Source organism: Mucilaginibacter conchicola, from assembly GCF_003432115.1.
Classification (GTDB): Bacteria; Bacteroidota; Bacteroidia; order Sphingobacteriales; family Sphingobacteriaceae; genus Mucilaginibacter; species Mucilaginibacter conchicola.
The window spans coordinates 570667-594770 of record NZ_QWDC01000002.1 but is presented as its reverse complement, the minus strand read 5'-3'; the positions used below and the strand labels follow the sequence as shown (position 1 = coordinate 594770).

Annotated in this window: 22 protein-coding genes; 4 read left to right on the top strand and 18 right to left on the bottom strand. The window is 45.2% G+C overall.

What is annotated here, in order from left to right:
* Positions 1-10: 10 nt before the first annotated feature.
* The 7 genes from gndA to D0C36_RS12280 form a co-directional block, all read right to left on the bottom strand.
* Positions 11-1435 carry an NADP-dependent phosphogluconate dehydrogenase gene (gene gndA, locus D0C36_RS12310; protein ID WP_117391928.1) on the bottom strand — a complete coding sequence of 475 codons (1425 nt, stop codon included), beginning with the start codon at positions 1433-1435 and terminating at the stop codon, positions 11-13.
* On the bottom strand, positions 1422-2063 hold the full coding sequence (locus D0C36_RS12305) for an HAD family hydrolase (protein ID WP_117391927.1): 642 nt from the start codon (positions 2061-2063) through the stop codon (positions 1422-1424). Before D0C36_RS12305 ends, gndA begins: the two co-directional genes overlap by 14 nt.
* 4 nt (positions 2064-2067) lie before the next feature.
* Positions 2068-3162 carry a transaldolase gene (gene tal / locus D0C36_RS12300; RefSeq protein ID WP_117391926.1) on the bottom strand — a complete coding sequence of 365 codons (1095 nt, stop codon included), beginning with the start codon at positions 3160-3162 and terminating at the stop codon, positions 2068-2070.
* 138 nt (positions 3163-3300) lie between these two features.
* The gene (rpiA, locus tag D0C36_RS12295) at positions 3301-3990 is read right to left on the bottom strand and encodes a ribose 5-phosphate isomerase A (protein ID WP_117391925.1); all 690 of its coding nucleotides are present in this window, start codon (positions 3988-3990) and stop codon (positions 3301-3303) included.
* Between the two features lie 144 nt (positions 3991-4134).
* Positions 4135-6144: a transketolase gene (tkt, locus tag D0C36_RS12290; protein ID WP_117391924.1), complete on the bottom strand. Its 2010-nt coding sequence runs from the start codon at positions 6142-6144 to the stop codon at positions 4135-4137.
* 26 nt (positions 6145-6170) lie between these two features.
* Complete coding sequence (locus D0C36_RS12285) at positions 6171-6926, bottom strand: ROK family protein (protein WP_117391923.1); 756 nt, start codon at positions 6924-6926, stop codon at positions 6171-6173.
* A 698-nt stretch (positions 6927-7624) separates the two neighbouring features.
* Positions 7625-10000: an alpha-L-rhamnosidase-related protein gene (locus tag D0C36_RS12280; RefSeq protein ID WP_117391922.1), complete on the bottom strand. Its 2376-nt coding sequence runs from the start codon at positions 9998-10000 to the stop codon at positions 7625-7627.
* 247 nt (positions 10001-10247) lie between these two features.
* Between D0C36_RS12280 and D0C36_RS12275 the strand changes: the two genes are divergently transcribed.
* Positions 10248-11024, top strand: coding sequence for a DUF1835 domain-containing protein (locus D0C36_RS12275; protein ID WP_117391921.1), 777 nt, complete (start codon positions 10248-10250; stop codon positions 11022-11024).
* On the opposite strand, the gene D0C36_RS12270 is transcribed toward D0C36_RS12275, so the two are convergent.
* The 4 genes from D0C36_RS12270 to D0C36_RS12255 are packed head-to-tail and all read right to left on the bottom strand — an operon-like array spanning position 11021 to position 14215.
* Positions 11021-11398 (bottom strand): lysozyme inhibitor LprI family protein, encoded by a 378-nt coding sequence (locus D0C36_RS12270; RefSeq protein ID WP_117391920.1) that lies wholly within the window; start codon positions 11396-11398, stop codon positions 11021-11023. The two genes, D0C36_RS12275 and D0C36_RS12270, sit on opposite strands and share 4 nt — an antisense overlap.
* Positions 11399-11402: 4 nt before the next feature.
* On the bottom strand, positions 11403-11972 hold the full coding sequence (locus tag D0C36_RS12265; RefSeq protein ID WP_117391919.1) for a zeta toxin family protein: 570 nt from the start codon (positions 11970-11972) through the stop codon (positions 11403-11405).
* Positions 11972-12226, bottom strand: a complete 255-nt coding sequence (locus tag D0C36_RS12260; protein WP_117391918.1) for a hypothetical protein — start codon at positions 12224-12226, stop codon at positions 11972-11974. The genes D0C36_RS12265 and D0C36_RS12260 overlap by 1 nt, the downstream gene beginning before the upstream one ends.
* Positions 12227-12238: 12 nt before the next feature.
* Positions 12239-14215: an alpha-ketoacid dehydrogenase subunit alpha/beta gene (locus tag D0C36_RS12255; RefSeq protein WP_117391917.1), complete on the bottom strand. Its 1977-nt coding sequence runs from the start codon at positions 14213-14215 to the stop codon at positions 12239-12241.
* A gap of 58 nt (positions 14216-14273) precedes the next feature.
* On the opposite strand from D0C36_RS12255, the gene D0C36_RS12250 reads away from it, so the two are divergent.
* A complete protein-coding gene (locus D0C36_RS12250; RefSeq protein ID WP_117391916.1) occupies positions 14274-15122 on the top strand; it encodes a DUF4198 domain-containing protein in 849 nt (282 codons plus the stop codon).
* A gap of 212 nt (positions 15123-15334) precedes the next feature.
* Here the strand turns inward: D0C36_RS12250 and D0C36_RS12245 are convergent, their stop codons facing one another.
* Together D0C36_RS12245 and D0C36_RS12240 are read right to left on the bottom strand one after the other, a co-directional pair.
* Entirely contained in the window at positions 15335-15880 is a 546-nt protein-coding gene (locus D0C36_RS12245; RefSeq protein ID WP_117391915.1) for a dihydrofolate reductase family protein, read from the bottom strand.
* A gap of 12 nt (positions 15881-15892) precedes the next feature.
* A complete protein-coding gene (locus tag D0C36_RS12240; protein WP_117391914.1) occupies positions 15893-17275 on the bottom strand; it encodes a LutB/LldF family L-lactate oxidation iron-sulfur protein in 1383 nt (460 codons plus the stop codon).
* A gap of 105 nt (positions 17276-17380) precedes the next feature.
* Between D0C36_RS12240 and D0C36_RS12235 the strand changes: the two genes are divergently transcribed.
* Together D0C36_RS12235 and D0C36_RS12230 are read left to right on the top strand one after the other, a co-directional pair.
* The gene (locus tag D0C36_RS12235) at positions 17381-18064 is read left to right on the top strand and encodes a hypothetical protein (RefSeq protein ID WP_117391913.1); all 684 of its coding nucleotides are present in this window, start codon (positions 17381-17383) and stop codon (positions 18062-18064) included.
* Positions 18065-18161: 97 nt separating this feature from the next.
* Positions 18162-18761 (top strand): DUF5025 domain-containing protein, encoded by a 600-nt coding sequence (locus D0C36_RS12230; RefSeq protein WP_117391912.1) that lies wholly within the window; start codon positions 18162-18164, stop codon positions 18759-18761.
* Between the two features lie 71 nt (positions 18762-18832).
* Here the strand turns inward: D0C36_RS12230 and D0C36_RS12225 are convergent, their stop codons facing one another.
* The 5 genes from D0C36_RS12225 to accB all read right to left on the bottom strand — a co-directional run bounded on the left by D0C36_RS12225 (position 18833) and on the right by accB (position 24022).
* Positions 18833-20416, bottom strand: a complete 1584-nt coding sequence (locus D0C36_RS12225; RefSeq protein ID WP_117391911.1) for a M28 family peptidase — start codon at positions 20414-20416, stop codon at positions 18833-18835.
* A gap of 32 nt (positions 20417-20448) precedes the next feature.
* The gene (gene rpiB / locus D0C36_RS12220; protein ID WP_117391910.1) at positions 20449-20883 is read right to left on the bottom strand and encodes a ribose 5-phosphate isomerase B; all 435 of its coding nucleotides are present in this window, start codon (positions 20881-20883) and stop codon (positions 20449-20451) included.
* A gap of 292 nt (positions 20884-21175) precedes the next feature.
* A complete protein-coding gene (tatC, locus tag D0C36_RS12215; protein ID WP_117391909.1) occupies positions 21176-22036 on the bottom strand; it encodes a twin-arginine translocase subunit TatC in 861 nt (286 codons plus the stop codon).
* A gap of 73 nt (positions 22037-22109) precedes the next feature.
* Positions 22110-23444, bottom strand: a complete 1335-nt coding sequence (accC, locus tag D0C36_RS12210) for an acetyl-CoA carboxylase biotin carboxylase subunit (protein WP_117391908.1) — start codon at positions 23442-23444, stop codon at positions 22110-22112.
* A 92-nt stretch (positions 23445-23536) separates the two neighbouring features.
* On the bottom strand, positions 23537-24022 hold the full coding sequence (gene accB, locus D0C36_RS12205) for an acetyl-CoA carboxylase biotin carboxyl carrier protein (protein ID WP_117391907.1): 486 nt from the start codon (positions 24020-24022) through the stop codon (positions 23537-23539).
* Positions 24023-24104 lie beyond the last annotated feature (82 nt).

The following is a 24104-nucleotide window of genomic DNA, read 5'->3' as shown; positions in this document are numbered from 1 at the left end:
CTCTAATATTTTATTTCTCCGGTGCCCATTGTGTATGGAACGTACCTTCTTTACCTATCAGCTCGTAAGTGTGCGCGCCAAAATAGTCGCGCTGGGCCTGGGTAAGGTTTGATGGCATACGCTCGTTACGGAAGTTATCAAAGTACTCTAACGATGCAGCATAAGCAGGGATGGCTATGCCGGCATTAACTGCCGATGAAATCACCTTACGGATGCCCGGAAGCGTGCCTTTAACCAATTCGGCAACATCACCATCTAATAATAAATGCTCAAGGGTTTTATCCTTGCCGTAAGCGCCGTAAATGTTCTCCAGGAATTTAGAACGGATGATACATCCACCTCTCCAGATCTTGGCGATCTCATCAAGTTTAAGATCATATTTATACTCGGCAGAAGCCAATGACAGCATGTGCATGCCCTGCGAGTAGCTGATGATCATGGTGAAGTAGAAAGCCTGCTCTAAAGCGGTTAATAATTCATCAACGTTGCCTTCAATGGTTTGGTCTTCGCCTTTACTGTAGATAGCTGCGGCTTTTGTACGCAGGGCCTTGTATTTAGAAAGGTCGCGCATTTCAACTGCGCTGTCTACCGTTGGGATAGGTGCCTGCAGATCCATAGCGCTTTGCGATGTCCATTTACCGGTACCTTTTGCACGGGCCTCGTCTTTGATGTCATCTAACAACAGGTGGTTAGTACCAGGTGCTTTGTAGGCAAAAATATCTTTAGTAATATCTAAAAGGAATGATTGCAGACGGCCGTTGTTCCAGTCGGTAAAGATCTTACCAATGGCATCACCATCAAGCTTCAATCCTTTTTTCATTACCTCGTAGGTCTCGGCAAGCAGTTGCATAATACCGTACTCGATACCGTTGTGCACCATTTTCACAAAGTGACCAGATGCACCAGGGCCGATGTAGGTAACACAAGGCTCGCCGTTTACTTTGGCAGCAATAGCTTCAAAAATCGGTTTCATTACGGCGTAGGCATCTTTATCGCCACCCGGCATCATGCTTGGGCCGCGGCGTGCGCCTTCTTCGCCACCAGATACACCCATACCGAAGAAGTGTAGGCCTTTAGCCTCTAATTCTTCCACACGGCGGTTGGTGTCGGTAAAGTGCGAGTTACCGCCATCGATAAGGATATCACCTTTATCAAGCAGTGGGGTAAGTTCTTCAATAACGCTGTCAACAGGTTTGCCTGCGGGTACCAGCATCATAATAGCACGCGGTGTGCTCAGGTTTTGAATAAACTCTTTTACATCCAAAAAACCTTTAGCCTTGCGGTCGCCGGCTTCCTGGTTAAGTGAGTCTACCTTTCCCTTATCTTTATCATGTCCCGCAACGGCAAAGCCATGGTCGGCCATGTTCAGCAGCAGGCTGCGTCCCATAACACCAAGGCCTATCATGCCGAAAGCGTATTTATCAGTTGTGCTCATTGTTGTTTGAGTTGATTTCTTTTTTTAGATCTTCCAATATTTGTTTGGTTGTTTCAAAACCGGTGTGTTGATAAGCCCTCATGCCTAATTTGCCTGCGGCAAGCGCAAACATCTTCCTGTCGTCAAAATAAACGCATTCTGATGGCTGAGCCATGGCAACACCCATTGCCAGTTTAAATATGGCAGGGTCGGGCTTGCGGATACCTACTTCGCACGATGATATAAAACCATCGAAAACTTCATGCAGCTTAAACTTCTTGATACGGTAATCATTCAGTTCCTTGCCCTCGTTGTTGATAGCCATTATTTTAAAGCCGGAAGTTTTCTTCCATTTTTTAAGCCAGGCCAGCATATCGGGCAGTTCTTTTGATTGCTCAAACATGAAGTTCTTAAAATCCTCGCGGGTAAACTCGCGCGGGTGATTAAAAACAACCGTATCCAGATAGTCATCAAGGTCTACACCTGCTGCTTCGTACACGTTAAAAATGAACGTATGCAGTTCCTTTACCTCGCTGTAATCAAGGCCGAATTTGCGTGCAGCTTCCTCGCGGGACTCGTGGCCCCAGCCGTTGGTAAGCAAAACCCCGCCGATATCGAAAAAGAGGAACTTAACAGATGTTGCTTCCATCGTATTAAGCTTTATTTTTCTGGTCTTCGATAGCTTTTAAAAGTTTCTCGAAAGGCTTGTTGAATTTATCAATACCCTCATCTTCCAGTTTCTGGGTGATCTCGTCTAAGTTGATGCCGGCAGCTTTAACACGTTGTAGCGTTTCAGTAGCCTGCTCTAAACCAAGCATCAAAGTATCGGCGGCAATACCATGGTCGCGGAATGCTTCGATAGTTTCCAAAGGAACGGTATCAACAGTATCAGGGCCGATAAGCGCCTCAACGTATTTAGTGTCTTTAAAAGCAGGGTTTTTGCTGCTGGTACTTGCCCAAAGCAAACGCTGTGGTTTAGCGCCTTTTGCTTCAAGCGCTTTCCAACGCTCGCTGCTGAATACGCGTTTGTAGATCTCATAAGCTTTTTTAGCTGATGCGATAGCAACTTCGCCTTTTAATTCGCCAAGGCCTTTTTCGTCTAATAACGGGTCAACCATTACGTCGATACGGCTAAGGAAGAAGCTGGCTACAGATGAGATGTGCTCAATATTGTGGCCTGCTGCTAAGTGGTCTTCTAAACCTGCAATGTACGCCTCGGTTACTTCCTCGTAACGTTGTAAGCCGAATAACAAGGTAACGTTGATGTTGATGCCATGTGCGATAGATTCGCGGATAGCTTTCAAACCTGGTTTGGTACCCGGGATCTTGATCATCACGTTCTCGCGATCAACTTTTTCCCAAAGCTCTACTGCCTGTTTTGCAGTACCTTCGGCATCAAGCGCCAGGAACGGAGAAACCTCTAAGCTTACGTAACCATCAGCACCTTTAACGGCACCGTTGTAAACACCGCTGAAAAGATCTGCAGCTGCCTGGATATCTTTAACGGCTAATTCAAAAAACAATTCCTCGGTAGTTTTGGCCGTTTTACCGAACTCTTTTATATCAGTATCGTAATCTGAACTGCTTGTTATCGCTTTCTCAAAAATGGCCGGGTTTGAGGTTACGCCTCTAACGCCATCCTCATCAATTAACTTTTGTAGTTTACCTGATGAAATGATCTCGCGGTCAATAAAATCAAGCCAGATGCTCTGACCAAACTCGTGGATTTGTTTTACTTTATTTGCCATGATAAATATATCTGTGTGGTTTTTAATTCTTTGTTAGTATAACGTTTAGCACACTCAAATGTGCTGATTAATGTGTATTGTTTTGTAATGCTAATCTCCTAATTACGTTATCATTGTGTAATTAATACACAATGAGTATCAGCCATTCAAAATTTCAAGTGGATAACCCTGAAACAGGCCGCTCTCGATGACCCCTGTTATCGATTTGATATCGCGCTCCAAACCGCTTTCTATCGCATCAAATTTACAATCCAGTATCAGGTTGTTGTTCTCGGTTATCACCGGGCCATCCTTGCCTTTTGCGGGGCGTAATGCAATATCCACAGCGCCTAACTGCTGTAACTGTTTCTCAACTGTTAATAATGCCTGCGGGAAAACCTCAACCGGTACCGGGAACTTTGAACCGAGCTTATTTACCAGTTTACTTTCATCAACAATGATGTAATTAACCGGACTACTGCTGATCAGTAATTTCTCTTTGAACATGGCACCGCCACGGCCTTTTATAAGCCAGTTGTTTGGGTCTACCTCATCGGCACCGTCAAAAAGCCAGTCGGGAGTATGTTCGTAAAGGGTGGTAAGCGGGATGCCCAGCTTGGCGCAGAACATTGAAATCTCCAGCGAAGTGGGGATAGCTTTGATGTTTAACTGTTCGGTTTTTAACCTGTCGGCAATGGCAAGCAATGCCAAATAAACGGTAGAGCCCGAGCCAACGCCAAGTACATCGCCATCTTTTACCTTTTGGGCAATTTGCTGCGCTACTTTTTGTTTGCCCTCAGGATTAATGATCTCTGACGACCATTGGAGCCGTTCAATTAAACTATCCATACTGGTATCAAGTAGTTAGTATCAGGTAGTAAGACAGAACATCTGCACCTGTTACGAACATCTTTTAAATGGTATTAGGTAGAAAGCATCAGGTAGCAAGAAAACAGTTACCTGTCTATATACTTGCTACCTGATACTAAGGTCTTATTTTAAAAGCGCTTTTGCTTTCGCTACAACATTATCAACGGTGAAGCCGAAATGTTTGTAAAGGTCATCAGCCGGTGCAGATTCACCAAAGGTGGTCATGCAAAGGGTATCACCTTCGTCGGTGGTGTATTTATGCCAGCCTTGTGGTGATGCCATTTCAACAGCTAAACGTTTTCTGTTTGCTTTTGGCAATACGCTTTCTTTGTAAGCAGCATCCTGTGCCTCAAATAACTCCCATGATGGCATGCTTACCACACGGGTTGAGATACCTTCTGCTTCCAGTTTTTCTTGTGCCTGTAGTACTAAAGCAACTTCAGAACCGGTTGCTAACAGGATCAGGTCAGCGTTGCCGCTTTCTTTTGATACAACGTAAGCACCTTTTTCAAGGTCTGCCGCTTTACCGTATTTATCCTGATCAAGGATAGGCAATGCCTGGCGGGTGAATATCAATACAGTTGGGCCACCTTTTTTCTCGATAGCTACTTTCCATGCGTAAGAGGTCTCGTTGGCATCAGCCGGGCGGATAACTGTTACGTTAGGGATAGCACGCAGCGTTGCCAAATGCTCTATAGGTTGGTGGGTTGTACCATCTTCACCTAAACCGATGCTATCGTGTGTGTAAACGAATATCGGGCTTATCTTCATAATGGCCGCCAAACGGATAGGCGGGCGCATATAATCTGCAAATTGCAGGAAGGTAGCACCAAATGGCAGTAACCCTTTGGTTAAAGCCATACCGTTCAACGCCGAACCCATTGCATGCTCGCGGATACCGAAGTGGAAGTTGCGGCCTGCACGGTTCTCTGAAGTGAATGAAGTTTCTTCTTTAAGGTTGGTTTCTGTAGAAGGTGCTAAGTCGGCAGCACCACCTAACAGGTTAGGCAATACACCGGCAACAGCGTTCAATACTTTACCAGATGCCTGGCGGGTTGCCATTTTAGGATCTGATCCTTTAAATACCGGCAATTTATCAGTCCAGCCTTTTGGTAGTTCGCCTTTAAACGAAGCTTCAAACTCGGCAGCCAGTTCAGGGTATTTCTCTTTGTATTTAGCAAAAAGCTCGTTCCATTTCTCTTCTTTTTTAACACCACGTTCGCCTTTTTCGCGGTAGTATTTAATAACCTCATCAGGCACGTTGAATGATTTTTCAGGATCAAAGCCAAAAAACTCTTTCACCAGTTTTATCTCATCAGCACCCAGCGGCGAACCGTGTGAACCGGCAGTACCCGATTTGTTAGGGCTACCATAAGCGATCAATGAACGTACGCGGATCAGTGATGGTTTCTGTGTTTCAGATTTAGCGTTTATCAATGCCAGCTCTAAAGCATGGGTATCATTAACATCAGCTATCTCCTGTACGTGCCAGCCATAAGCACGGAAACGTGCGCTTACATCCTCGTTAAAGGCAATATTAGTGCTGCCCTCAATAGAGATATGGTTATCATCGTACAAGTAAATAAGGTTGCCAAGCTCCAGGTGACCCGCTAATGAAGCAGCCTCAGAGGTTACACCTTCCATCATATCGCCATCGCTTACAATAGAGTAAACTTTGTAATCAAAAAGCTCAAAGCCCGGTTTGTTGTAACGTGCAGCCAAATGTTTTTGCGCAATTGCAAAACCCACACCGTTTGCAAAACCCTGACCAAGTGGGCCGGTAGTTACATCAACGCCCGGTGCCAAACCATACTCCGGGTGACCGGCAGTTTTGCTGTTAAGCTGGCGGAAGTTCTTGATATCATCTAATGACAGATCATAACCTGTAAGGTACAGGAAGTTGTATTGCAAGATACATGCGTGGCCAGCAGAAAGGATGAACCTATCACGGTTAGCAAAATCAGGGTTATGCGGGTTATAGTTTAAAAACTTGGTCCACAGTACATGGCCCATTGGTGCCAAAGCCATTGCCGTGCCCGGGTGGCCCGAATTTGCTTTTTGTACTGCATCTGCCGATAATACCCTAACGGTATCTATCGCTAATTTTTCAAGTTTTTCGTTCGGTTTTTCCATTGTTGTAAGTAAAAAAGAGAAAATTATTATTTAGTTGGGGTTGCCATTGCTACGTGGGTAACAGGATGTTTATCCTCTTGCCACAATCGCGCCCCGCCTTTTATCCCGTCGGCGTTGGTGACAATTTTCATATTCTTATCCAGCTTAAAGTCAAGCAGGTCAGAGTTACCGCCGCCTATATATAAATAGTCGTAATTAAATACAGTTTTTAAAATGTCAAAAACCTTGCGGATACGGCGGTTCCATTTTTTCTCGCCTATCTCGTCAAGTGCACGGTCGCCAATATACTCATCGTAATCGCGGCCTTTTGATACCGGGTGGTGCGATACCTCAAGGTGAGGCAGCAGGTGGCCATCCATCAGCAGCGCAGTACCAAAACCGGTACCCAGTGTTATCACCATTTCAAGGCCTTTGCCTTTAACCACACCAAGACCCTGCATGTCGGCATCGTTAACTACCTGGGTATCTTTGCCCAGTTCTTCGGTTAAACGTTTCCTGAAATCAACATCGGCCCAAAAATCAGTACCCAGGTTAGGGGCTGTTTTTACAATACCATTGCGCACATAGCCGGGGAACCCAACCGATACGCGGTCATACTCCGGGTAATTCTTCACCAGGGTTTTAATGGCCTTTATAATGTTTTCGGGATTGGCCGGTTTGGGGGTGGCAATTTTCTGGTAATCCATAGTAAGGTTGCCCTTGCTGTCTAAAATGGTAGCCTTAACGCTCGAACCGCCGATATCAACAGAAAGTATCCTTAATTGGGAAGGTGTAGTTTTCATGTACCCGGTAATTATTAGATGTATAATGTGGTATTCGCTGTAAATATCACATAATTAAATAATAAATGGTATTATTTACCCATAATATTCAACGCCAAATAAACAGCAAATGGCTTATAATAATGTAATCTGTATGTTACTTTATTTGCGAATACTTGTTAGCACAACCTTTGAAAGCGGTTTGAGTTTGCCGCATGGTGTATTTATGACATTTTGTTGAAAGGAGAGGATTGCATGTTTATAAGAAATAAGGGCGTTTCCCCTATGTGCATCGGGGCCGGGCTATACGTTCATACGCCTGTCCCGAAGGGATGCCTATGGCACAGGCCTTGTGCGCAGCGCCGGTATCCACTTCTATCCCTAACGCAGATGGTCCTGATTCAAAGAACCGTGTCATTTCGAACGAGCGACAGCGAGGAGAACCGAATCGAAGCTCATCGTAGATAGATCTTCTGCGTTGTAAATGTCGCGTGTAGAAGATTTCTCGTCACCCCCGCGCACGATCCTGCCCTTCTGTTCGCTCGAAATGACATACTTTTATTTGTCATTCTGATTCGCCGGCTGGCGGAGAAGAATCTTACCGTGTTCGTACCTCGCAATGACGCGCGAGTGTTATTGACAAAATCAACCATCACGAATTGGCCGAGGTGTTCACGCTTGTTCACGAGCGTTCACGTGCGTGAAAGTGAACACCATCCCTATATCCCCAAACTATTCTTCCCGCCTTTTAAATAATAGCTTTTGCCCTTCCATATAAACACGCCATCGGTACGCATGGGCAGCTCCACATCCATGGCCCATTTAGCGCCGGTTTTACGATAGTTTACTTTTACCATGCCGTTGGGATGCGGTACCTCGCCGGCTGCATTTTGCAGGCTGCCCAGGTGTGGCTCTACCTTTACTTTACTGAAGCCCGGGGCATAACTATCCACCCCCAACACAGTACGGAAGAATTCGATATTCGGACTGGCACCCCAGGCGTGGCAGTCAGAGCGGTTATGTTCCAGGTCTGAGATCTCGGCCCATGTAGTGAGGCCCGTTTTGATGTTGTTGCGCCAGATATCCAGCCATTTTACATAGTTATTGCCCAGGCCGCCTTTCACCATTGCCTGGTGCACATAGTATTTAAAATAAATGGTTGAGGATACTATGGTGGTATCGTTTTGCAGCCTTTTGGCAATAGCAGGCACGTTTGCGCCCTGCGCCACACCGCTCAAAATAGCCAGCGAGTTAGCATGCTGCGACCAGGTGTTTTTATCTTTATTGTCGGCGTACAAGCCGCGGCCGGCATCCCAGTATTTCTTTTGGATAGCAGTTTTTAATTGCGATGCCTTAGCATTGTACATAGTTGCAAAGGCGGGCATGCCCAGTTTGCTTTCCATTTCTGCAGCCTGCTGGTAGGCCCATAGCAGCTGCATATCCAGTACCGATGAGTTACCATCCTTATCCTTCGGCGATTGGCCGAAATCCCAACCTTGGGTGCTCACCCAGTCCACAAACGTCCAGTAGGGCGTTTTTTTGAGCGAGCCATCAGCTTGCTGGTACTTACTGAAAAAGGCCAGCACTTGCCGCACACCTTCCAGCTTGTCTTTCACAAATTTGGGGTCGTTGCGGTACATCCAGTAATCGTGCAGCATACCTACATACCACAATGAGAACGTAGAAATGATCTGCGGACTAAAAGATGGGTGCCTGCTCAACGTAACGCCTTCGGCAATGCGCGAGTGGTCTATCAGGTTAATTGCATTCCGTGCCAGGCGGTCGTCTCCGGCATTGTAGTACGATACCATGGCCTGTATACGGCCGTCGCCTATGTACTGCAGCTGCTCGTAGTACGGGCAATCGAAATAGGTTTCAACCGCGCACAAACGTGCCGTGCGCCAGCCTATATCCAGTATCTGCTGCATCTCGGGATCGGCTACTTCCAGTTTGGCCTGCCTTTTAAAAGGGAAACCGGTAAAGGTGCCGTAAATATCGTTGATAGTGAGCGGTTGTTCATGCGTGGTGATATTAACCAATATATACTTGTAGGTGCGGAAAGCCATGGTGGTAAACACCTGGCCGGCCGAACCGTCTGCAATAATGCTGTCCTTGCGGCCCGCAAATTTATAGCCGTCTACCTCGTTACGGTTGGGTTTTACCATGCCACGTGTATTTGCCATAGGCGATTCACAATAAGTAAATGAGATACCCGCTTTATCGCCGCCGCTCAGGTTTAGGGTGAGATATGCATTGGTCAGGAAGGTTTGATCCAACAGCATAGATGCTGTTGTATTTGCCGGTATGGTTACCGCTGTTTGTGTAGCAGGGAAGCCTGTAGGTGCGGTAAACCCTTTTGCATAGCGCAGGGTGTTGATCCGCTGGTTGGTCATCTCCATTTGCGGAATGGAAGATGGCACCAACATCCAGCCGAAAGCATCGGTCATGCCTTTTGGCTGGCCTCTGTCCAGTTCTTTGGCTGGCAGCCAGGCGTTGTCATTAAAGCCTGCGGATTGCCAGTCTTTAACCATCTGGTGCATATCCACCATCTCACCGGGGCCGGCAACATAATAGGTGGGGTAGCCAACACCGGTTAACGGTTTAAAAGCATTATCGCGAATGCCGCGCCAGGTTTTATCGGTATTAATGATGTCTTCTTTTTCGGTATCGCCCTGCAGGATAAAAGCTGTCCATTCGGTTATCTGCGCCTCGGGGCGGTCTTCGCCGTCGTTCCAAACCAACGAGGCAATGGTATTCTTACCTGCTTCGAGGTAAGGCGCTATATCAACGGTCTCATAGTTCCAGTAGTAAGTATCGCCACGCGCGGGGCCCAGTGATACCAGTTTGCCGTTCACATACAGTTTGTAACGGTTATCTGCTGATACATGCACCACAAACTTTGCCGGTTTGGTAGGCAGATCAAACGATTTGCGGAAATGGTAAACGCCATAGGTTTTGTCCGGCTCGTTAGGCAGGAATATCCAGTGAGCCTTCCACTTTTTGGTCAGGAGATCGGGATTGATATTTTGTGCTTTTAACGGAGATAAAGCGACAAGGCACAGCAGTGCAAGTACGAGTCTGGCAGGTAGTTTCATGACAGGTATATTGGTTAGCGCATTGTAAATTAAGAAAATTTAACATACCAAGTGTGCTGAAGGATGTGGTAATGATGTAACTTGTAGCAGTTAATACAGATTGTCATTTCGAACGAGGTACGAGGAGAACCGGAACAGAGTGGAGCTCATCGAAGATAAATCTTGTTACTCCATGTTAGTCGGCTTGTAAGGAATAACAGGATTTCTCACTGTCGTTCGAAATGACTTGGCCTTAAAATCAACCACCATGAGCAACACCCTGCATATCCTCAACGGCGACTCTACACTCTACGGCTTTGAACGCACCGGCATTGACGGCGATGTATTGATTTGGCGCGAAGTATTATCTGAGGGCCCGCTGCTGGAAAATATCAACTCAGCCGCATTTTGGAAAGAGCGCGCTGCCTGGATAGGGCAAACTTTTGGCGAACCCACTGCTGATTATCAGAAAAAGGTAGTAGAGCCATTGGCGCGTTTGAGTGAAGATTACAAGGATATCAACCTATGGTTTGAGTTTGACCTGCATTGCCAGGTAAATATGCTTGGAGTAATGATGCTGCTATCTCAGCACACCGACCTTACCGAACGCAATATTTACCTGATATGCCCCGACAGCTTCCCCGGCAAGCCGGATTTCCGCGGTATGGGCGAACTAACCGGCGAAGAGCTGGAATACTTGTACGATAACATCCGCGTACAACTAAGCGACTATGATTTTGAACTGGCTACGGAAGCATGGGATATCTATATAGCCAAAGATGCCGTGACTTTAGAACAATGGTTAGCAACGGGAAGGTTCTGGGGTAACCTGCATTCGCTTAAGCCTGCCTTGTCAGCCCACCTCAAACGCCTTCAAACTAATAGTGAAGGCCGTAACTACATCGAACAAAAGCTATTGGATATCTATAATAACGGTATTAGTGACCGATTAGCCATCCATAGTGAGTTTTGGAAAACCGAACCTATTTACGGCTTGGGGGATGCTGAGTTGAATATTTATTTGGATAAACTCAATATCGTTTAGTGATCCGTTTCTTCTAACAGGTCTTTCAACTGTTTAATGCGCGCTCTTGTGCTTTGGGTTTTAGAGTTATTGATGGCCAACGGTGCCATTGAGCCACCCTCGTATAACAGTGCGTAGATCTTAGCTTCCTCATCTCTGAAAGCTACCCACTTGCGTTGTGATTGTGTTAATGCTGCCTTTAACCCAGGCGCCAGGCGCGTCATGAGTTGTTTGTAAAGGGTGTTGAGTTCCTTGTCTGCCGCAGCAAATTCTTTTGCCGAGCAAATATTCATTTCGGTTTGCGTTACGGCTTTAGAGCAATCAACACTTTGTGCATGCAGTCGACTGCTGAATGCCATTACCAATAAAAACAGCGGGAATATTTTACGAAGCATGGGTTTATGAATTTAAGATATCAGTATAAAACGGATGGTTCTTATGTTTAGGATTTGACCATATCAATCGCCCATTTTCAAAAATTGCGACACGCGAACGAACCGATGCGGAATTGTCAAAAAGATAAGCTTTGTCAAAAAGCGAAAGGTGTGCTTTCAGGTTGATCCGGCTTTTATGATAACGTCTTACTACATCCTCAAGATTTACGTTGTGGCCGAGGTTAGTTTTGCGCTCTTCTACCCTGATTATATTATCCAGGACAGATTGCAGGGCTATAAAATAAAGGGTTGCTTTGTATCCTTTCGCTTTTGCGGTTTTCACATCCCTGATCTCGCTACTGCCCGAAAATGTGGTTTCAAAAGCAAGGTCGTTGAGTTGATCAATAGCTGAGGCTCGATCAGATAAAGCGACCCTTGCAGCTTTCAGATGATGGTCATAACTGCCAAAAACATTTAGCGCAATACTATCCGGATTGATAACATCAGTTTTTACACGGCCTCTTTGAACAAGGTGAGTAGTAAGAGTTGTTTTACCCGACCCGTTAGGCCCGCCAATTACTACTATTTCAGGCATTACAAGGCGTTAAGAGGACGGATTATTTCTTCGAGCAATCTGAGGTCTTCGGTAAGGTGTTTACGGACTATGAATTTTGCGCCGCTTGAGTACTCTTTAACGAAAAGCTCGCCTGACATAGTTTCGGGATATTGCTCATCACGATAAAAGATAGGAACGCCGGCTTTCAACATTTGCTCTGCACCCCATCCGGCACCTTCATCTATCACTTTTTGCAAAGGATCGTTCTTGTATATATCCTCAAGTGTCACCATTTTTAAATATACTTAAAATTTGATCAAAGTTTCCATCATTTCCTCTAAACGGGCTTTGGCCAAAAACTGGTCTTCCAAGGCTTTGTTCATGGGTACGGCAGTATCCAGGCTGGCGCAGCGCATTACCGGGCCATCCAGGTATTTAAAGCAATGTTCGCCTATCCAGGCTGCAATCTCGCCACCAAAACCGCTGGTAAGGGTATCCTCGTGTAATACCAAAACCTTAGAGGTTTTCTTAACGGTTTTTTCAACTGCGGCTTTATCCCATGGTTGCAGGCTGCGCAGGTCAATGATCTCTATAGATTGGTCGGGGTGGTTATCGGCATATTCAATAGCCCAGTGTACGCCCAGCCCATAGGTGATGATACTGGCCTTGGTGCCCTCGCGGATAACGCGGGCTTTGCCTATCTCTACAAAGTAATCATCATCTGGCACGCTACCGCTTATGCTGCGGTAAAGGGCTTTGTGCTCAAAAAACATCACCGGGTTAGGGTCATTAATGGCAGCCATTAACAAACCTTTGGCATCATCCGGGAAGGCGGGGTAAACCACTTTTAGTCCCGGTGTTTTGGTGAACCATGCTTCGTTACTTTGCGAGTGGAACGGCCCTGCACCGGTACCCGCACCCGTAGGCATGCGTATCACCGTATCAACCGTTTGGCCCCAGCGGTAATAAGTTTTGGCCAGGTTGTTCACTATCTGGTTAAAGCCGGCGCTCACAAAATCGGCAAACTGCATTTCTACTACAGATTTATAGCCATTGATGGCCAAACCCATAGCCGCACCCACAATGCCCGATTCGCAAATAGGCGTGTTGCGTACCCTGTCTTTCCCAAACTCTTCAACAAAGCCCTGGGTAATTTTAAAGGCACCGCCGTACTCGGCAATATCCTGCCCCATGATCACCATGTTTGGGTGGTTATGCATGCTCAACCGCAAAGCATCTGATATGGCATCGATATAGCGTTTATCAGAAGTGCTCTCAGACGGTAAATGCCGCGGCGCATTAAACAGGCGGTACATGGCCTGTTCTTCGGTTTGTACATGCGGTATAATATCCGGCTCGCTGAAAACCTTTTCTATTTCGGCATCTATCAGCGTGGTAAACTCATTTCGTAAATACGGCACCCACTCCGGGCGAAGCACACCTTCGTCCAGCAGGTACTTTTCAAAATTCTCCAGCGGGTCTTTCTGTTTCCATTCCTCAAATAAATGTGGTGGTACATATTTAGTGCCCGATGCTTCCTCGTGCCCACGCATGCGGAAGGTCATGCATTCTATCAGCACAGGGCGCGGTTTTTCGCGCATTTCTTTCGCCAGCGTATCAATAGTATGGTAAACTTCCAATACATTGTTACCGTCTATTTTGCGGCCCTCAATACCGTAGCCGATGGCTTTATCAACCAGGTTAGCGCAGCGGTATTGCTCGCTGGTTGGAGTAGATAGGCCATAGCCATTATTTTCTATCAGGAAAATAACCGGCAGATCCCAAACGGCGGCAATGTTTAGCGCCTCGTGGAAATCGCCTTCGCTGGTGGCACCTTCGCCGGTGAATACCAGGGTAACTCTCTTATCTTGTTTTAATTTGTCTGCTAAGGCAATACCATCAGCCAGGGCCATTTGCGGGCCAAGATGCGATATCATGCCGATGATCTTATACTCCTGCGTGCCGAAATGGAATGAGCGGTCGCGGCCCTTGGTAAAGCCCGATGCCTTGCCCTGCCACTGCGCCATTAAGCGCGAGATAGGGATATTACGCGATGTAAATACACCCAGGTTGCGATGCATAGGCAGGATGTATTCATCGTTATTGAGCGCTAAAGTTGCGCCAACAGAAATAGCTTCCTGGCCAATGCCCGAGAACCATTTGCCAATGCGGCCCTGGCGCAGCAGGATGAGCATTTTTTCTTCAACCAGGCGGGGCAATAACAGTTTCTTATAAAACGTTATTAGTCCGTCATTATCTATATTTTTCCGGTCAAAAATCATCACGTAAAGCTAAGAAGTTTTTAAAACTTTGTATGTTTGAACAATCCACTTTTTCGCTATGAAGCAATTGTACGTTAGGTTTATATTATTTTTCGCTTTTATTGCCCTGGTAAGTTTTGTGCCAGATCATTTCCTGTTGGCCGAGCATTTTTTCCTGAAAAAAGGCGATACTTTAAGCCTGCACCTGCTGCTTGGCGAGAACCTTGCCGGTGAAAGTGAACTGCATTATACCGCTAAACAAACTACCAAGTTCAATATCTACGAAGGTAAAAAAGTTACCGACCTTACCAAGGTAGTTAAAGATAATGCACAGCCATTATTAAAATACAATGTAAGTAATGATGGCCCGGTGCTGGTATCGTTAAATAATAATGAGCTGAACGAGATTCCCCGGGAGGATTTCCTGGCGTTTTTAACAGAGCAGGGTTATGACGACATTGCTGATAAACTAAAGAACAGTAATGCACTAAATTTTACCGAAAAATGCAATCGTTACATTAAAACTCTGCTAACCGTTGGCGATGGCGGCGGCAACGAACATAGCAAAGTAGTTGGCGACGATTTTGAGATAGTGCTTAAAAAGAACCCATACAAACTTAATTACGGAGAAGACCTTACCGCTACCGTAACCTTTAAAGGAAAGCCTTATGATGGGCCGGTTTGGGTATATATCAAAGCCTCATCGGGCAACATCTATCCCCAAAAACTGAATACCGACCCGCAAGGAAGGGTTTATATGAATATTAGCCGCGAAGGCGTTTATATGTTGCGTGCTACTAAGTTTGAGGCATCAAAAGGCAAAGAGGCCGATTATGAATCATGGGTGGCCAGCTACATCTTCTCGTTCCGTAATCACGATGATGAGCCGAATACTTACAAAGAGTTTGGCTTTGGCGATAAGCACTAAATATTAAAGTTGATCTGTTGTGGATTTCGGCTAAAGCCGGATGGTTTATCTGTTTATCCGTTGGCTGAAGCCAACGGTAATGATATTCATGATATAATTTATTCATTACCGTCCCATTTTGTGGGACGGGATATTAAACCCGCACGAGTGGACTTTAGCCCTAAGTTGAATTTGCAGGTAAGCTTTGTTAGCTTGCCCTATGTAGAGAGTGGTTACAGCAGCGGTAAAGTCTCCGGGTTAAACCAGGGCTTTAGCTCATAGCGCACTTGCAGCAGCCCGGTGTCATAGGGGATACTTTCTAATAAATTTAACTGCACACGGCTTTTTATCTCCTGAAACAACGGCTTACCTTCGCCTAAAACGATAGGATGGATGGCCAGCAGCAATTCGCTTACCAGGCGTTTATTCATGAATATAGATACCAGTTCGGCACCGCCAAAGAGCCAGATATCGCCACCTTCGGCATTTAGGATCTGATCTACTGCCGCATCAAAATTATCGCGGCGAATAACATGAAACCTTTCGCCTTCTTCCGGGCTGATACTATCCGAGAAAACATAGATGTTTGGCACCGGGAACATATCCAGATCATTACGGATCATCTCAAAGCTTTTGCGGCCAATAAACATGGTATCGGTATTGGAATAGAATGCTTCCATGCCGTAATCCTGGTCGGCAAAGCACCAGTCGTACTCGCCATTGGGGCCTTCAATAAACCCATCAAGGCTCACGGCCAGGTTCATTATCACTTTTCTCATAAGATAGTTTTGTTATTCGGGGCGCTGCCCTTCTTTCCATTGCTGGCTAAACGATTTTTGTGCCACCTCTGGCATTTCTTTGTAATGCCCCCATGATTTTTTGAAGAAGGTGCGCAGCATCCAGTTTTTAGTTTTACCGCTAAAAAAGTCAGTTAACTTGCGTTTAAGCATGCCTTTGGTCCACAGTTGCCAGCCCCACTTTTCTTTAGTTGGTGCAAGGCCATCTTTTACTGAATCGCGGCGGTTTAGCAATAGCATTTTGTGGATATCTATCTTCACAGGGCACACCTCGGTGCATTTGCCGCAAAGGCTTGATGCAAAGCTGAGGTGCTTAAACTCCTGCATCCCCTTTAGGTGAGGTGCTATAACTGAGCCTATCGGCCCGCCGTAAGTGTAGTCGTACGTATGGCCGCCAATGTTCTGGAACACCGGGCAAACGTTTAAACATGCCCCGCAACGGATGCAGTACAAACCCTGGCGCTGTTCTTTTTGGGCCAGCAGGTTGGTGCGGCCATTGTCAAGCAATACCACGTACATTTCTTCGGGGCCGTCGGTTTCGTTAGTTTGGCGCGGGCCACTTAAAATGGTATTGTATACCGTAAGGTTTTGGCCGGTGCCGTGGGTAGCCAGCATGGGCCAAAAAGTATCAAGATCTGTTATGGATGGTATCATTTTCTCGATACCAACAACAGCGATATGGATCTTAGGAAAGCTGGTAGTTAAGCGTGCATTACCCTCGTTTTCGCTGATAGCAATACTACCGGTATCGGCGATCAGGAAGTTAGCGCCGGTAATACCAACATCGGCTTGCAAGTATTTGCTGCGCAATATCTCGCGGGCTTTTTGGGTAAGTTGCTCTGGTGTGCTATCTATCGGGCTACCAAATTTCTCGTTAAAAAGTTTGGCGATATCTTCTTTTGATAGGTGCATGGCTGGTGTTACCATGTGGTATGGTTCCTGGCCAAGCAATTGTACTATGTACTCACCAAGATCACTTTCTAACGCCTCAATGCCGTGTTGTTCAAGGGCTGCATTGAGGTGGATCTCCTCGGTAGCCATTGATTTTGATTTGATAACCGTTTTTGCGCCGGCTTTTTGGATAATATCCAATATCTCTTTACGTGCTTCTTCGGCATCGTTAGCCCATATCACCTTACCGCCGCGTTTCTGGAAGTTGGATTCAAACTCGGGCAGGAATTTGTCCAGGTTCTCCATCACCCGCCATTTAATGGTATGGCCTTTCTTCTTGGTATGATCAAGGTTTGCCAGCCTGGCTTTGCCTTTCTCAAAAGATGCATCGTACTTATCAATACTATTGTTGATAATGCGCCGGTGATCTGTTTCAAAAGCTTTTTGCTCTGATGCTACCAAAAAGTCGTTTGCGGTACTTGCCATGTATGCGAAAGTAATTAAACCCTACAAAAGTTTTATGATATGTTAAAAATACAACAAGTATGTGTTAAACTGTAATGCTGTGTTAGGTATGGTAGTCTACGGTGCATGAAAGTAAAAAATTTAGTCGCAAGTTTATTGGTTGTGATATTGGCAACATCATGTTCAAAGCAAGTTTATAATAATAACGCCTACCTGGCTAAGCATAAACTGGAAGGTAAAACACTGGCCATTTTGCCTGTTGAGGTGCATATTGCCGGGAGAACGGACAAGAACAATAACCGCTATGCCGAGGAGCAGGCACTAAGCCTTAACCTGCAAAACCAATTTCACCAGGATTATCTTCGCCATGCCGGTTCGCCAGGTAAAGGGCAACAGCATGTAATGCTTTTAGATCCGGAAATGGTTAATAGCCGCCTGCAAAATAAAGTAGCCGATTTACGCAGCGTTTGGGCTTTACCCGCCGACAGCGTTGGCCGCATGGCGGGTGCCGATCTTGTTTATAAAATACGCATCAGCACACAGCGCTACATGTCAAAAGATCTGGCCAAGGGTATCAACACAGGGTTGTTCCTGCTGGAGTCTATCATCGAGAATAAAAAGAGTTCTGATATTATTGACATGCCGAATGTTAAAGCCGAAGACGTTGACTATGATATCAGCCTGATTGAAACGCGTACCGGTGAGGTGATATCAAAATATATAAATAACCCCGACAGAGAGAAGGACGAACCTATAAAAGACATCAACAAGAAAATGGTAAAGGCGGCTGCCGTTTACGTAGGGCGATAATTGATTTTAGTACTGTATTTTATCAAAAGGAAAATTTATTCGTTTTGGGGAAATAAAAACAGCGAAAATTGGCTATAATTGCGTAATATTTAATTGTATGAAACTAAACCAAATCACTATCCTTCTTGCTGCTTTTATCGGCCTATCATCTTGTAAAAAAGAAAATACCGACAATTCGCAGAAACAAGGCTACACCCAATATTTTAACGGTACCGTTAATGGTAAAGCAGTTGATATTAAAACAGAGGCAACATCGCGCTATTTGCAATGTACGGCCTGCGATGTTGAATCTATTGCCGGCGATTGGACAGGCTTTACATCAATAGATAAGGAGGCTTACAAAGTATCGGTAGTTATTGCTGATGATAAGTCGGGAGTTTCAAAAACACAGCGATTGGTGTTCAGGGTATTTGATATTAAAAAGGGGGTATTCAGCTTAACAGGAACTGAGGATATTTATAACCCATTATCATCTTATGCTTTAGTGGTTAAACAGGGCAATACCGATAAGTATGATGTTTTTTATATGGCCGATCCTAAGAAAGCGCCATTTACTATTGAGATTAATAAATATGAGTATAACTCGGTGAGTGCCTTGCCAACTGTTGGGGGTAAATTGAATGGTACGCTTTATAACACCAAAGATGCCGGCGATGCCATAGAAATTAAGGATGCTACTTTTGAAGTAAGATATTAGGTACAATATACCCCATAAACAACAAAAGCGACCAAAATGGGTCGCTTTTGTTGTTTATAATCAAGTTGATATTATCTTGTACCTTTTGGTGCATCCGCCTTATCAACAACAGGGCGTGCATCGCGGTTAGCCAGTTCCCAGCCAGTATAGAATGCCAGTTGGGCACGTTTAGCCAATAACGGGAAGTTAATTTTGCTTACCTCATCACCAAGGCCATGGTAATCGGCGTGTACGCCGTTGAAGTAGAATATAATTGGCACGTTGAAACGGGCAAAGTTATAATGATCAGAACGGTAGTAGAAACGGTTAGGATCATTAGGATCATCGTATTTGTAATCCAGTTTCATTTTGGTGTAGGTATTGTTAGCCTCTTCGCCAATTTTATGCAGGTCTGAGCTCAGCATGTTTGAGCCGATAGAATACACGTAGTTTGCAGAATCAGGTTTACCAACATACTCCTCACCCACACGGCCAATCATGTCGATGTTTAAGTCGGCAATGGTATTAGCCAGCGGGAATACAGGATGATCTGTATAGTACTCAGAACCTAATAAACCTTTTTCTTCGCCAACGTTACCCAGGAAAAGCACGCTGCGGCGAGGGCCTTTTCCGTCTTTTTTAGCCTGAGTGAAAGCGCGGGCAATTTCAAGGATACCTGTAGTACCAGAGCCATCATCATCGGCACCATTGTATACTTTATCGGTAGCACCCGGCTTGGTGTTTAAACCAATATGGTCATAATGTGCCGAGAATACCAAAACCTCATCTTTAAGTTTTGGGTCGCTGCCCGGTAAAAAGCCTAATACATCAACAGCTTTTACATCTTTTTTAGTAGCGCTGATGGTAACTGCTGCAGTAGTTTTAACAACCTGGCTTTGTTTAGCAGTTGCAGCAGCAGTTTTCAATTCGGCAAAAGTTTTTCCGCTTGCTTTTAATGCTGCATCAGCAACAGGTGCAGTTACAATAAATAGTGGGGCAGCCGTGTTTTTTGCAGCAGCTGCGTCTTCAGCTTTTTTAAGTGATAGTTGGCCGCCACCGCTTGGGTTTACGCCATTAAAACGAGCAAGTGCAGCAGCAACGCCTTCGTTTGCAGCTAATATTAATGCAGGTTTTTTCTCCTGGATAGCTTTTACGATAGCACGGCGGCCTTCGCTCATGCGGTAACTGGTGTTAGCAGTTTTGCCTGCTTCTGGCTTGTCCTCATTTATCCAAAGTACCACTTTACCTGCAAGGTCAAGCCCTGCTAATTCATCAGGTGTGCCGAAACCAACAAACACTACCTCTGTACCATTTACTTTAACATCAGCAGAACCCTGAAACACAAAATCTTTCCAGTTAGCGAAAGACTGTCCGTTGATGGTTAGCGGGCTAACATCAACAGTGTTCTCTGTTAAGGGAACATCTAAGAAATATGATCCTTTAACAGGGGCTTGTAAGCCTAATCTTTTAAATTCGGTAGCAATGTAGTTTGCGGCTTTTTCGGCGCCGGGTTTACCGGTTTCGCGGCCCTCAAACTCGTCTGATGCCAGGATGCTCAGGTGTTTTTTTGCATCGGCAGGGGTAATCAAATTACCATACTTTACCGCCGTTGGGTTTTGTGCACATGCCGATGCCGTTATAGCAACGCCTGCTACCCATAGTGATACTTTTTTCATTGTTTATTTTAAATAATAGGTCAGTTATATATTTAGCAGCTTATTTTATCTACGCGCCTTGCGTGGCGGCCGCCCTCAAACTCTTCGGTAAGGAAGGTCTCGATAGTTTTCTTCGCCTCTTCCAAACTCATGTGGCGTGCAGGCAGGCAAAGCACGTTGGCATTGTTGTGGGTACGTGCCGGAATGGCAACATCCTGTTTCCAGCAAAGTGCTGCACGGATGCCCTGATGTTTATTGGCTGTCATGGCTACACCATTGGCACTGCCACAAAGCAATATGCCAAAATCGGCCTCGCCGCTTTCAACAGCGGTGGCAACTAAGTGTGCAAAGTCGGGATAGTCGGCAGATTCAGAAGAATAGGTTCCGTAATCTTTAAAAGAAATATTATCAAACATGCCCAGTATGGCTTGCTTGTAATCAAAACCAGCGTGGTCTGCACCAATGGCTATCTTTAACCCGTTTTTCATCAGCTCAAATTTAAAGTTTAAATATGTTGCCGAAGGTAAAGATTTTGTTGGAAATGGGGAGCGTGTGAGGGGGATAATATCGAACAACGAATGAAAAGTAAACGCGTCATTGCGAGGTACGAAGCAATCTCTTTTAGCAAGTCTGCCATGCAGGGAGTCAAATTGTCCTGAAGAGATTGCTTCGTACCTCGCAATGACGAAATGGGTGGTAACCTTAAACAAAAAAGCCGGATAACAAAGTCTAACTTCATTATCCGGCATTCAAAATTCAGTGTTCGATATTCAACAGGACTTATTCGCCTGCTAATTCTCTTGCTTTTTTGCGTTTTTCAACAACCCCTGCTACCACTATACCTACTTCGTAAAGTACAAACAGCGGGATACTTACCACGGTCATGGTGAGCATATCCGGCGTTGGGGTGATAACTGCCGCAATGATCAAGATGATCACAATTGCATAACGGCGGCCGTTACGCATGTATTTTGGTGTTAATATGCCTAAGCTTGACAATATGTAAACCAATATTGGCAGCTGGAATACCGCACCGCTGGCCAGTGTTAATGTGGCTACCGATGAGATATAAGAATCGATAGAGAACCAGTTGGTGATATCGGCACTTACCGTATAACTTGCCAAAAAGTTAACCGACATAGGGGTAATAATGTAATACCCGAACATGATACCGATAACAAACAGGATGGTAGCATAAAAAACGAAGCCACCTGCTGCTTTGCGTTCTTTCTCGTGCAGGGCTGGCTTTACAAAACGCCAAATCTCCCAAAGCAGGTAAGGGAAACCCAGTACAAGGCCTATCATTAATGCAGAGTTGATCTGGAGGGTAAACTGGCCCGCCATTTCATTATTCATCAATTTTATATTGATCTTGTTTACGCAAAAGCCATCCCGGTGCAGTGCATCGCCCAGTTTACAAAGCATCCGGTATGTCCAGAAACTTGGCTTACTTGGCCCCATAATTACTGTTGCGAAAATAAAATCGTAATAGTAAAACGCAACGCCCATGAATATACAAACGGCAATGGCCGAGCGTACCAGGTGCCAGCGCAGTTCTTCGAGGTGGTCAAAGAACGACATTTCGGCTTCCATGTTCTGGCCTTTTTCCTTAATAGCTTTGATTAATTTATTATCGCTCATTTGCATAAAATCCCCACGTTAGGGTGGGGATATGATTTACGTTGTATATTACTATAAAGATTTTTTGTGGTTATTAAAACTCAAAGGTTTCCATAAACTTGGTTGTGAAGTTACCCGCACGGAAGTTAGGGTCTTTCAGCAACTTTAAGTGGAACGGAATGGTAGTTTTAATACCCTCAATAACAAACTCACTTAACGCACGCTCCATGGTAGAAAGCGCTTCTTCGCGGGTTTGGGCTACGCAGATAACCTTGGCTATCATCGAGTCGTAGTTTGGCGGGATAACGTAACCACTGTAAACGTGGGTATCAATACGTACACCATGGCCACCCGGTGAGTGGAAGTTTGTTATTTTACCCGGTGAAGGGCGGAAACCGTTTGCCGGATCTTCAGCATTAATGCGGCATTCGATAGCGCACATTGTTGGTTCGTAGTTTTTACCTGAGATAGGAATACCTGCAGCAACTTTTATCTGCTCTTTTATCAGGTCAAAGTTAATTACCTCTTCGGTAACCGGGTGCTCTACCTGGATACGGGTGTTCATCTCCATAAAGTAGAAGTTACGGTTCTTATCAACCAAAAACTCTACTGTACCTGCACCTTCGTATTTAACGGCTTTTGCACCTTTGATAGCCGCATCGCCCATTTTTTTACGAAGTTTCTCGGTCATGAACGGAGATGGTGCCTCTTCAACCAGTTTTTGGTGACGGCGCTGGATAGAGCAATCGCGCTCTGAAAGGTGGCAAACTTTACCATATTGGTCGCCTACTACCTGTATCTCAATGTGGCGTGGGTCCTCAACATATTTTTCCATGTAAAGGCCATCGTTACCAAAGGCTGCACCAGACTCAGCACGTGCGCTGTCCCAGGCAGGTTCAAATTCTTCGTCTTTCCAAACTACACGCATACCACGGCCACCACCACCGGCAGTAGCTTTAAGTATAACAGGGTAGCCAATTTTTTTGGCGATAGTAAGACCTTGTTTCACATCAGATAACAAACCTTCTGAACCAGGGATGGTAGGTACACCAGCCTTTTTCATGGTTTCTTTAGCCGAAGCTTTATCGCCCATAGCATTAATCTGATCGGCAGTTGCGCCAATGAATTTGATGCCATACTCAGCACAGATAGCAGAGAACTTTGCATTCTCTGACAGGAAACCATAACCCGGATGGATAGCATCGGCGTTGGTTAGCTCTGCAGCTGATATGATGTTAGGGATATTTAAGTATGAATCGCGGCTTACAGGGGGGCCAATACATACAGCTTCGTCGGCAAAACGCACGTGAAGGCTGTCGCGGTCGGCAGTGGAGTAAACAGCTACGGTTTTAATGCCCATTTCCTTACAGGTGCGTATAATACGCAAGGCAATTTCACCACGGTTAGCTATTAATATTTTTTTAAACATAATTTTCAGATGTGCAAATTACAGATGTGCAGGTGTGCAGATTAATTGAATGCGCTTTATTTGCACATTTGCATATCTGCACATTTGCACACTTACTTAGGTTCAACTAAAAATAACGGCTGGTCGTACTCAACCGGAGAAGCGTTCTCAACCAATACTTTTACAATACGGCCTGATACTTCAGATTCGATCTCATTGAACAATTTCATTGCCTCAATAATACAAACTACGTTACCTGCGCTAATATCGTCACCAACGTTTGCAAAGCTTGGCTTATCTGGTGATGATGAACGGTAGAAAGTACCGATCATTGGCGATTTGATAGTGATGTAGTTTGCGTTTTCAGCTGCTGCAGGTGCCGCTGGTGCTGCGGCAGGCGTTGCTGCCGGCAGGCTTGCAGGTTGTGCTGCAGGTGCTGCTGCCAACGGAGCTGCTTGCGCAGGGATAGTAGCGCTTACATAAGTAGGAGCCTCGTTGGTTTTTATTGTAATTTTAAAATTTTCCTGCTCGATAGAAACTTCATTAACGCCTGATTTTGATACGAAGCGTATTAGATCCTGAATTTGTTTAATATCCATAGTAGCGATAATTGGTTTGGATAAAATTAGTTATTAATGTGCAATGTGCAAATATGCAGATGTGCAGGTGAATTTCGGTTAT

Bases quoted from the DNA above. Each gene is read 5' to 3' on its own strand.
- gndA (WP_117391928.1), bottom strand. From the start codon at position 1,435: ATGAGCACAACTGATAAATACGCTTTCGGCATGATAGGCCTTGGTGTT.
- D0C36_RS12305 (WP_117391927.1), bottom strand. From the start codon at position 2,063: ATGGAAGCAACATCTGTTAAGTTCCTCTTTTTCGATATCGGCGGGGTT.
- tal (WP_117391926.1), bottom strand. From the start codon at position 3,162: ATGGCAAATAAAGTAAAACAAATCCACGAGTTTGGTCAGAGCATCTGG.
- rpiA (WP_117391925.1), bottom strand. From the start codon at position 3,990: ATGGATAGTTTAATTGAACGGCTCCAATGGTCGTCAGAGATCATTAAT.
- tkt (WP_117391924.1), bottom strand. From the start codon at position 6,144: ATGGAAAAACCGAACGAAAAACTTGAAAAATTAGCGATAGATACCGTT.
- D0C36_RS12285 (WP_117391923.1), bottom strand. From the start codon at position 6,926: ATGAAAACTACACCTTCCCAATTAAGGATACTTTCTGTTGATATCGGC.
- D0C36_RS12280 (WP_117391922.1), bottom strand. From the start codon at position 10,000: ATGAAACTACCTGCCAGACTCGTACTTGCACTGCTGTGCCTTGTCGCT.
- D0C36_RS12275 (WP_117391921.1), top strand. From the start codon at position 10,248: ATGAGCAACACCCTGCATATCCTCAACGGCGACTCTACACTCTACGGC.
- D0C36_RS12270 (WP_117391920.1), bottom strand. From the start codon at position 11,398: ATGCTTCGTAAAATATTCCCGCTGTTTTTATTGGTAATGGCATTCAGC.
- D0C36_RS12265 (WP_117391919.1), bottom strand. From the start codon at position 11,972: ATGCCTGAAATAGTAGTAATTGGCGGGCCTAACGGGTCGGGTAAAACA.
- D0C36_RS12260 (WP_117391918.1), bottom strand. From the start codon at position 12,226: ATGGTGACACTTGAGGATATATACAAGAACGATCCTTTGCAAAAAGTG.
- D0C36_RS12255 (WP_117391917.1), bottom strand. From the start codon at position 14,215: ATGATTTTTGACCGGAAAAATATAGATAATGACGGACTAATAACGTTT.
- D0C36_RS12250 (WP_117391916.1), top strand. From the start codon at position 14,274: ATGAAGCAATTGTACGTTAGGTTTATATTATTTTTCGCTTTTATTGCC.
- D0C36_RS12245 (WP_117391915.1), bottom strand. From the start codon at position 15,880: ATGAGAAAAGTGATAATGAACCTGGCCGTGAGCCTTGATGGGTTTATT.
- D0C36_RS12240 (WP_117391914.1), bottom strand. From the start codon at position 17,275: ATGGCAAGTACCGCAAACGACTTTTTGGTAGCATCAGAGCAAAAAGCT.
- D0C36_RS12235 (WP_117391913.1), top strand. From the start codon at position 17,381: ATGAAAGTAAAAAATTTAGTCGCAAGTTTATTGGTTGTGATATTGGCA.
- D0C36_RS12230 (WP_117391912.1), top strand. From the start codon at position 18,162: ATGAAACTAAACCAAATCACTATCCTTCTTGCTGCTTTTATCGGCCTA.
- D0C36_RS12225 (WP_117391911.1), bottom strand. From the start codon at position 20,416: ATGAAAAAAGTATCACTATGGGTAGCAGGCGTTGCTATAACGGCATCG.
- rpiB (WP_117391910.1), bottom strand. From the start codon at position 20,883: ATGAAAAACGGGTTAAAGATAGCCATTGGTGCAGACCACGCTGGTTTT.
- tatC (WP_117391909.1), bottom strand. From the start codon at position 22,036: ATGAGCGATAATAAATTAATCAAAGCTATTAAGGAAAAAGGCCAGAAC.
- accC (WP_117391908.1), bottom strand. From the start codon at position 23,444: ATGTTTAAAAAAATATTAATAGCTAACCGTGGTGAAATTGCCTTGCGT.
- accB (WP_117391907.1), bottom strand. From the start codon at position 24,022: ATGGATATTAAACAAATTCAGGATCTAATACGCTTCGTATCAAAATCA.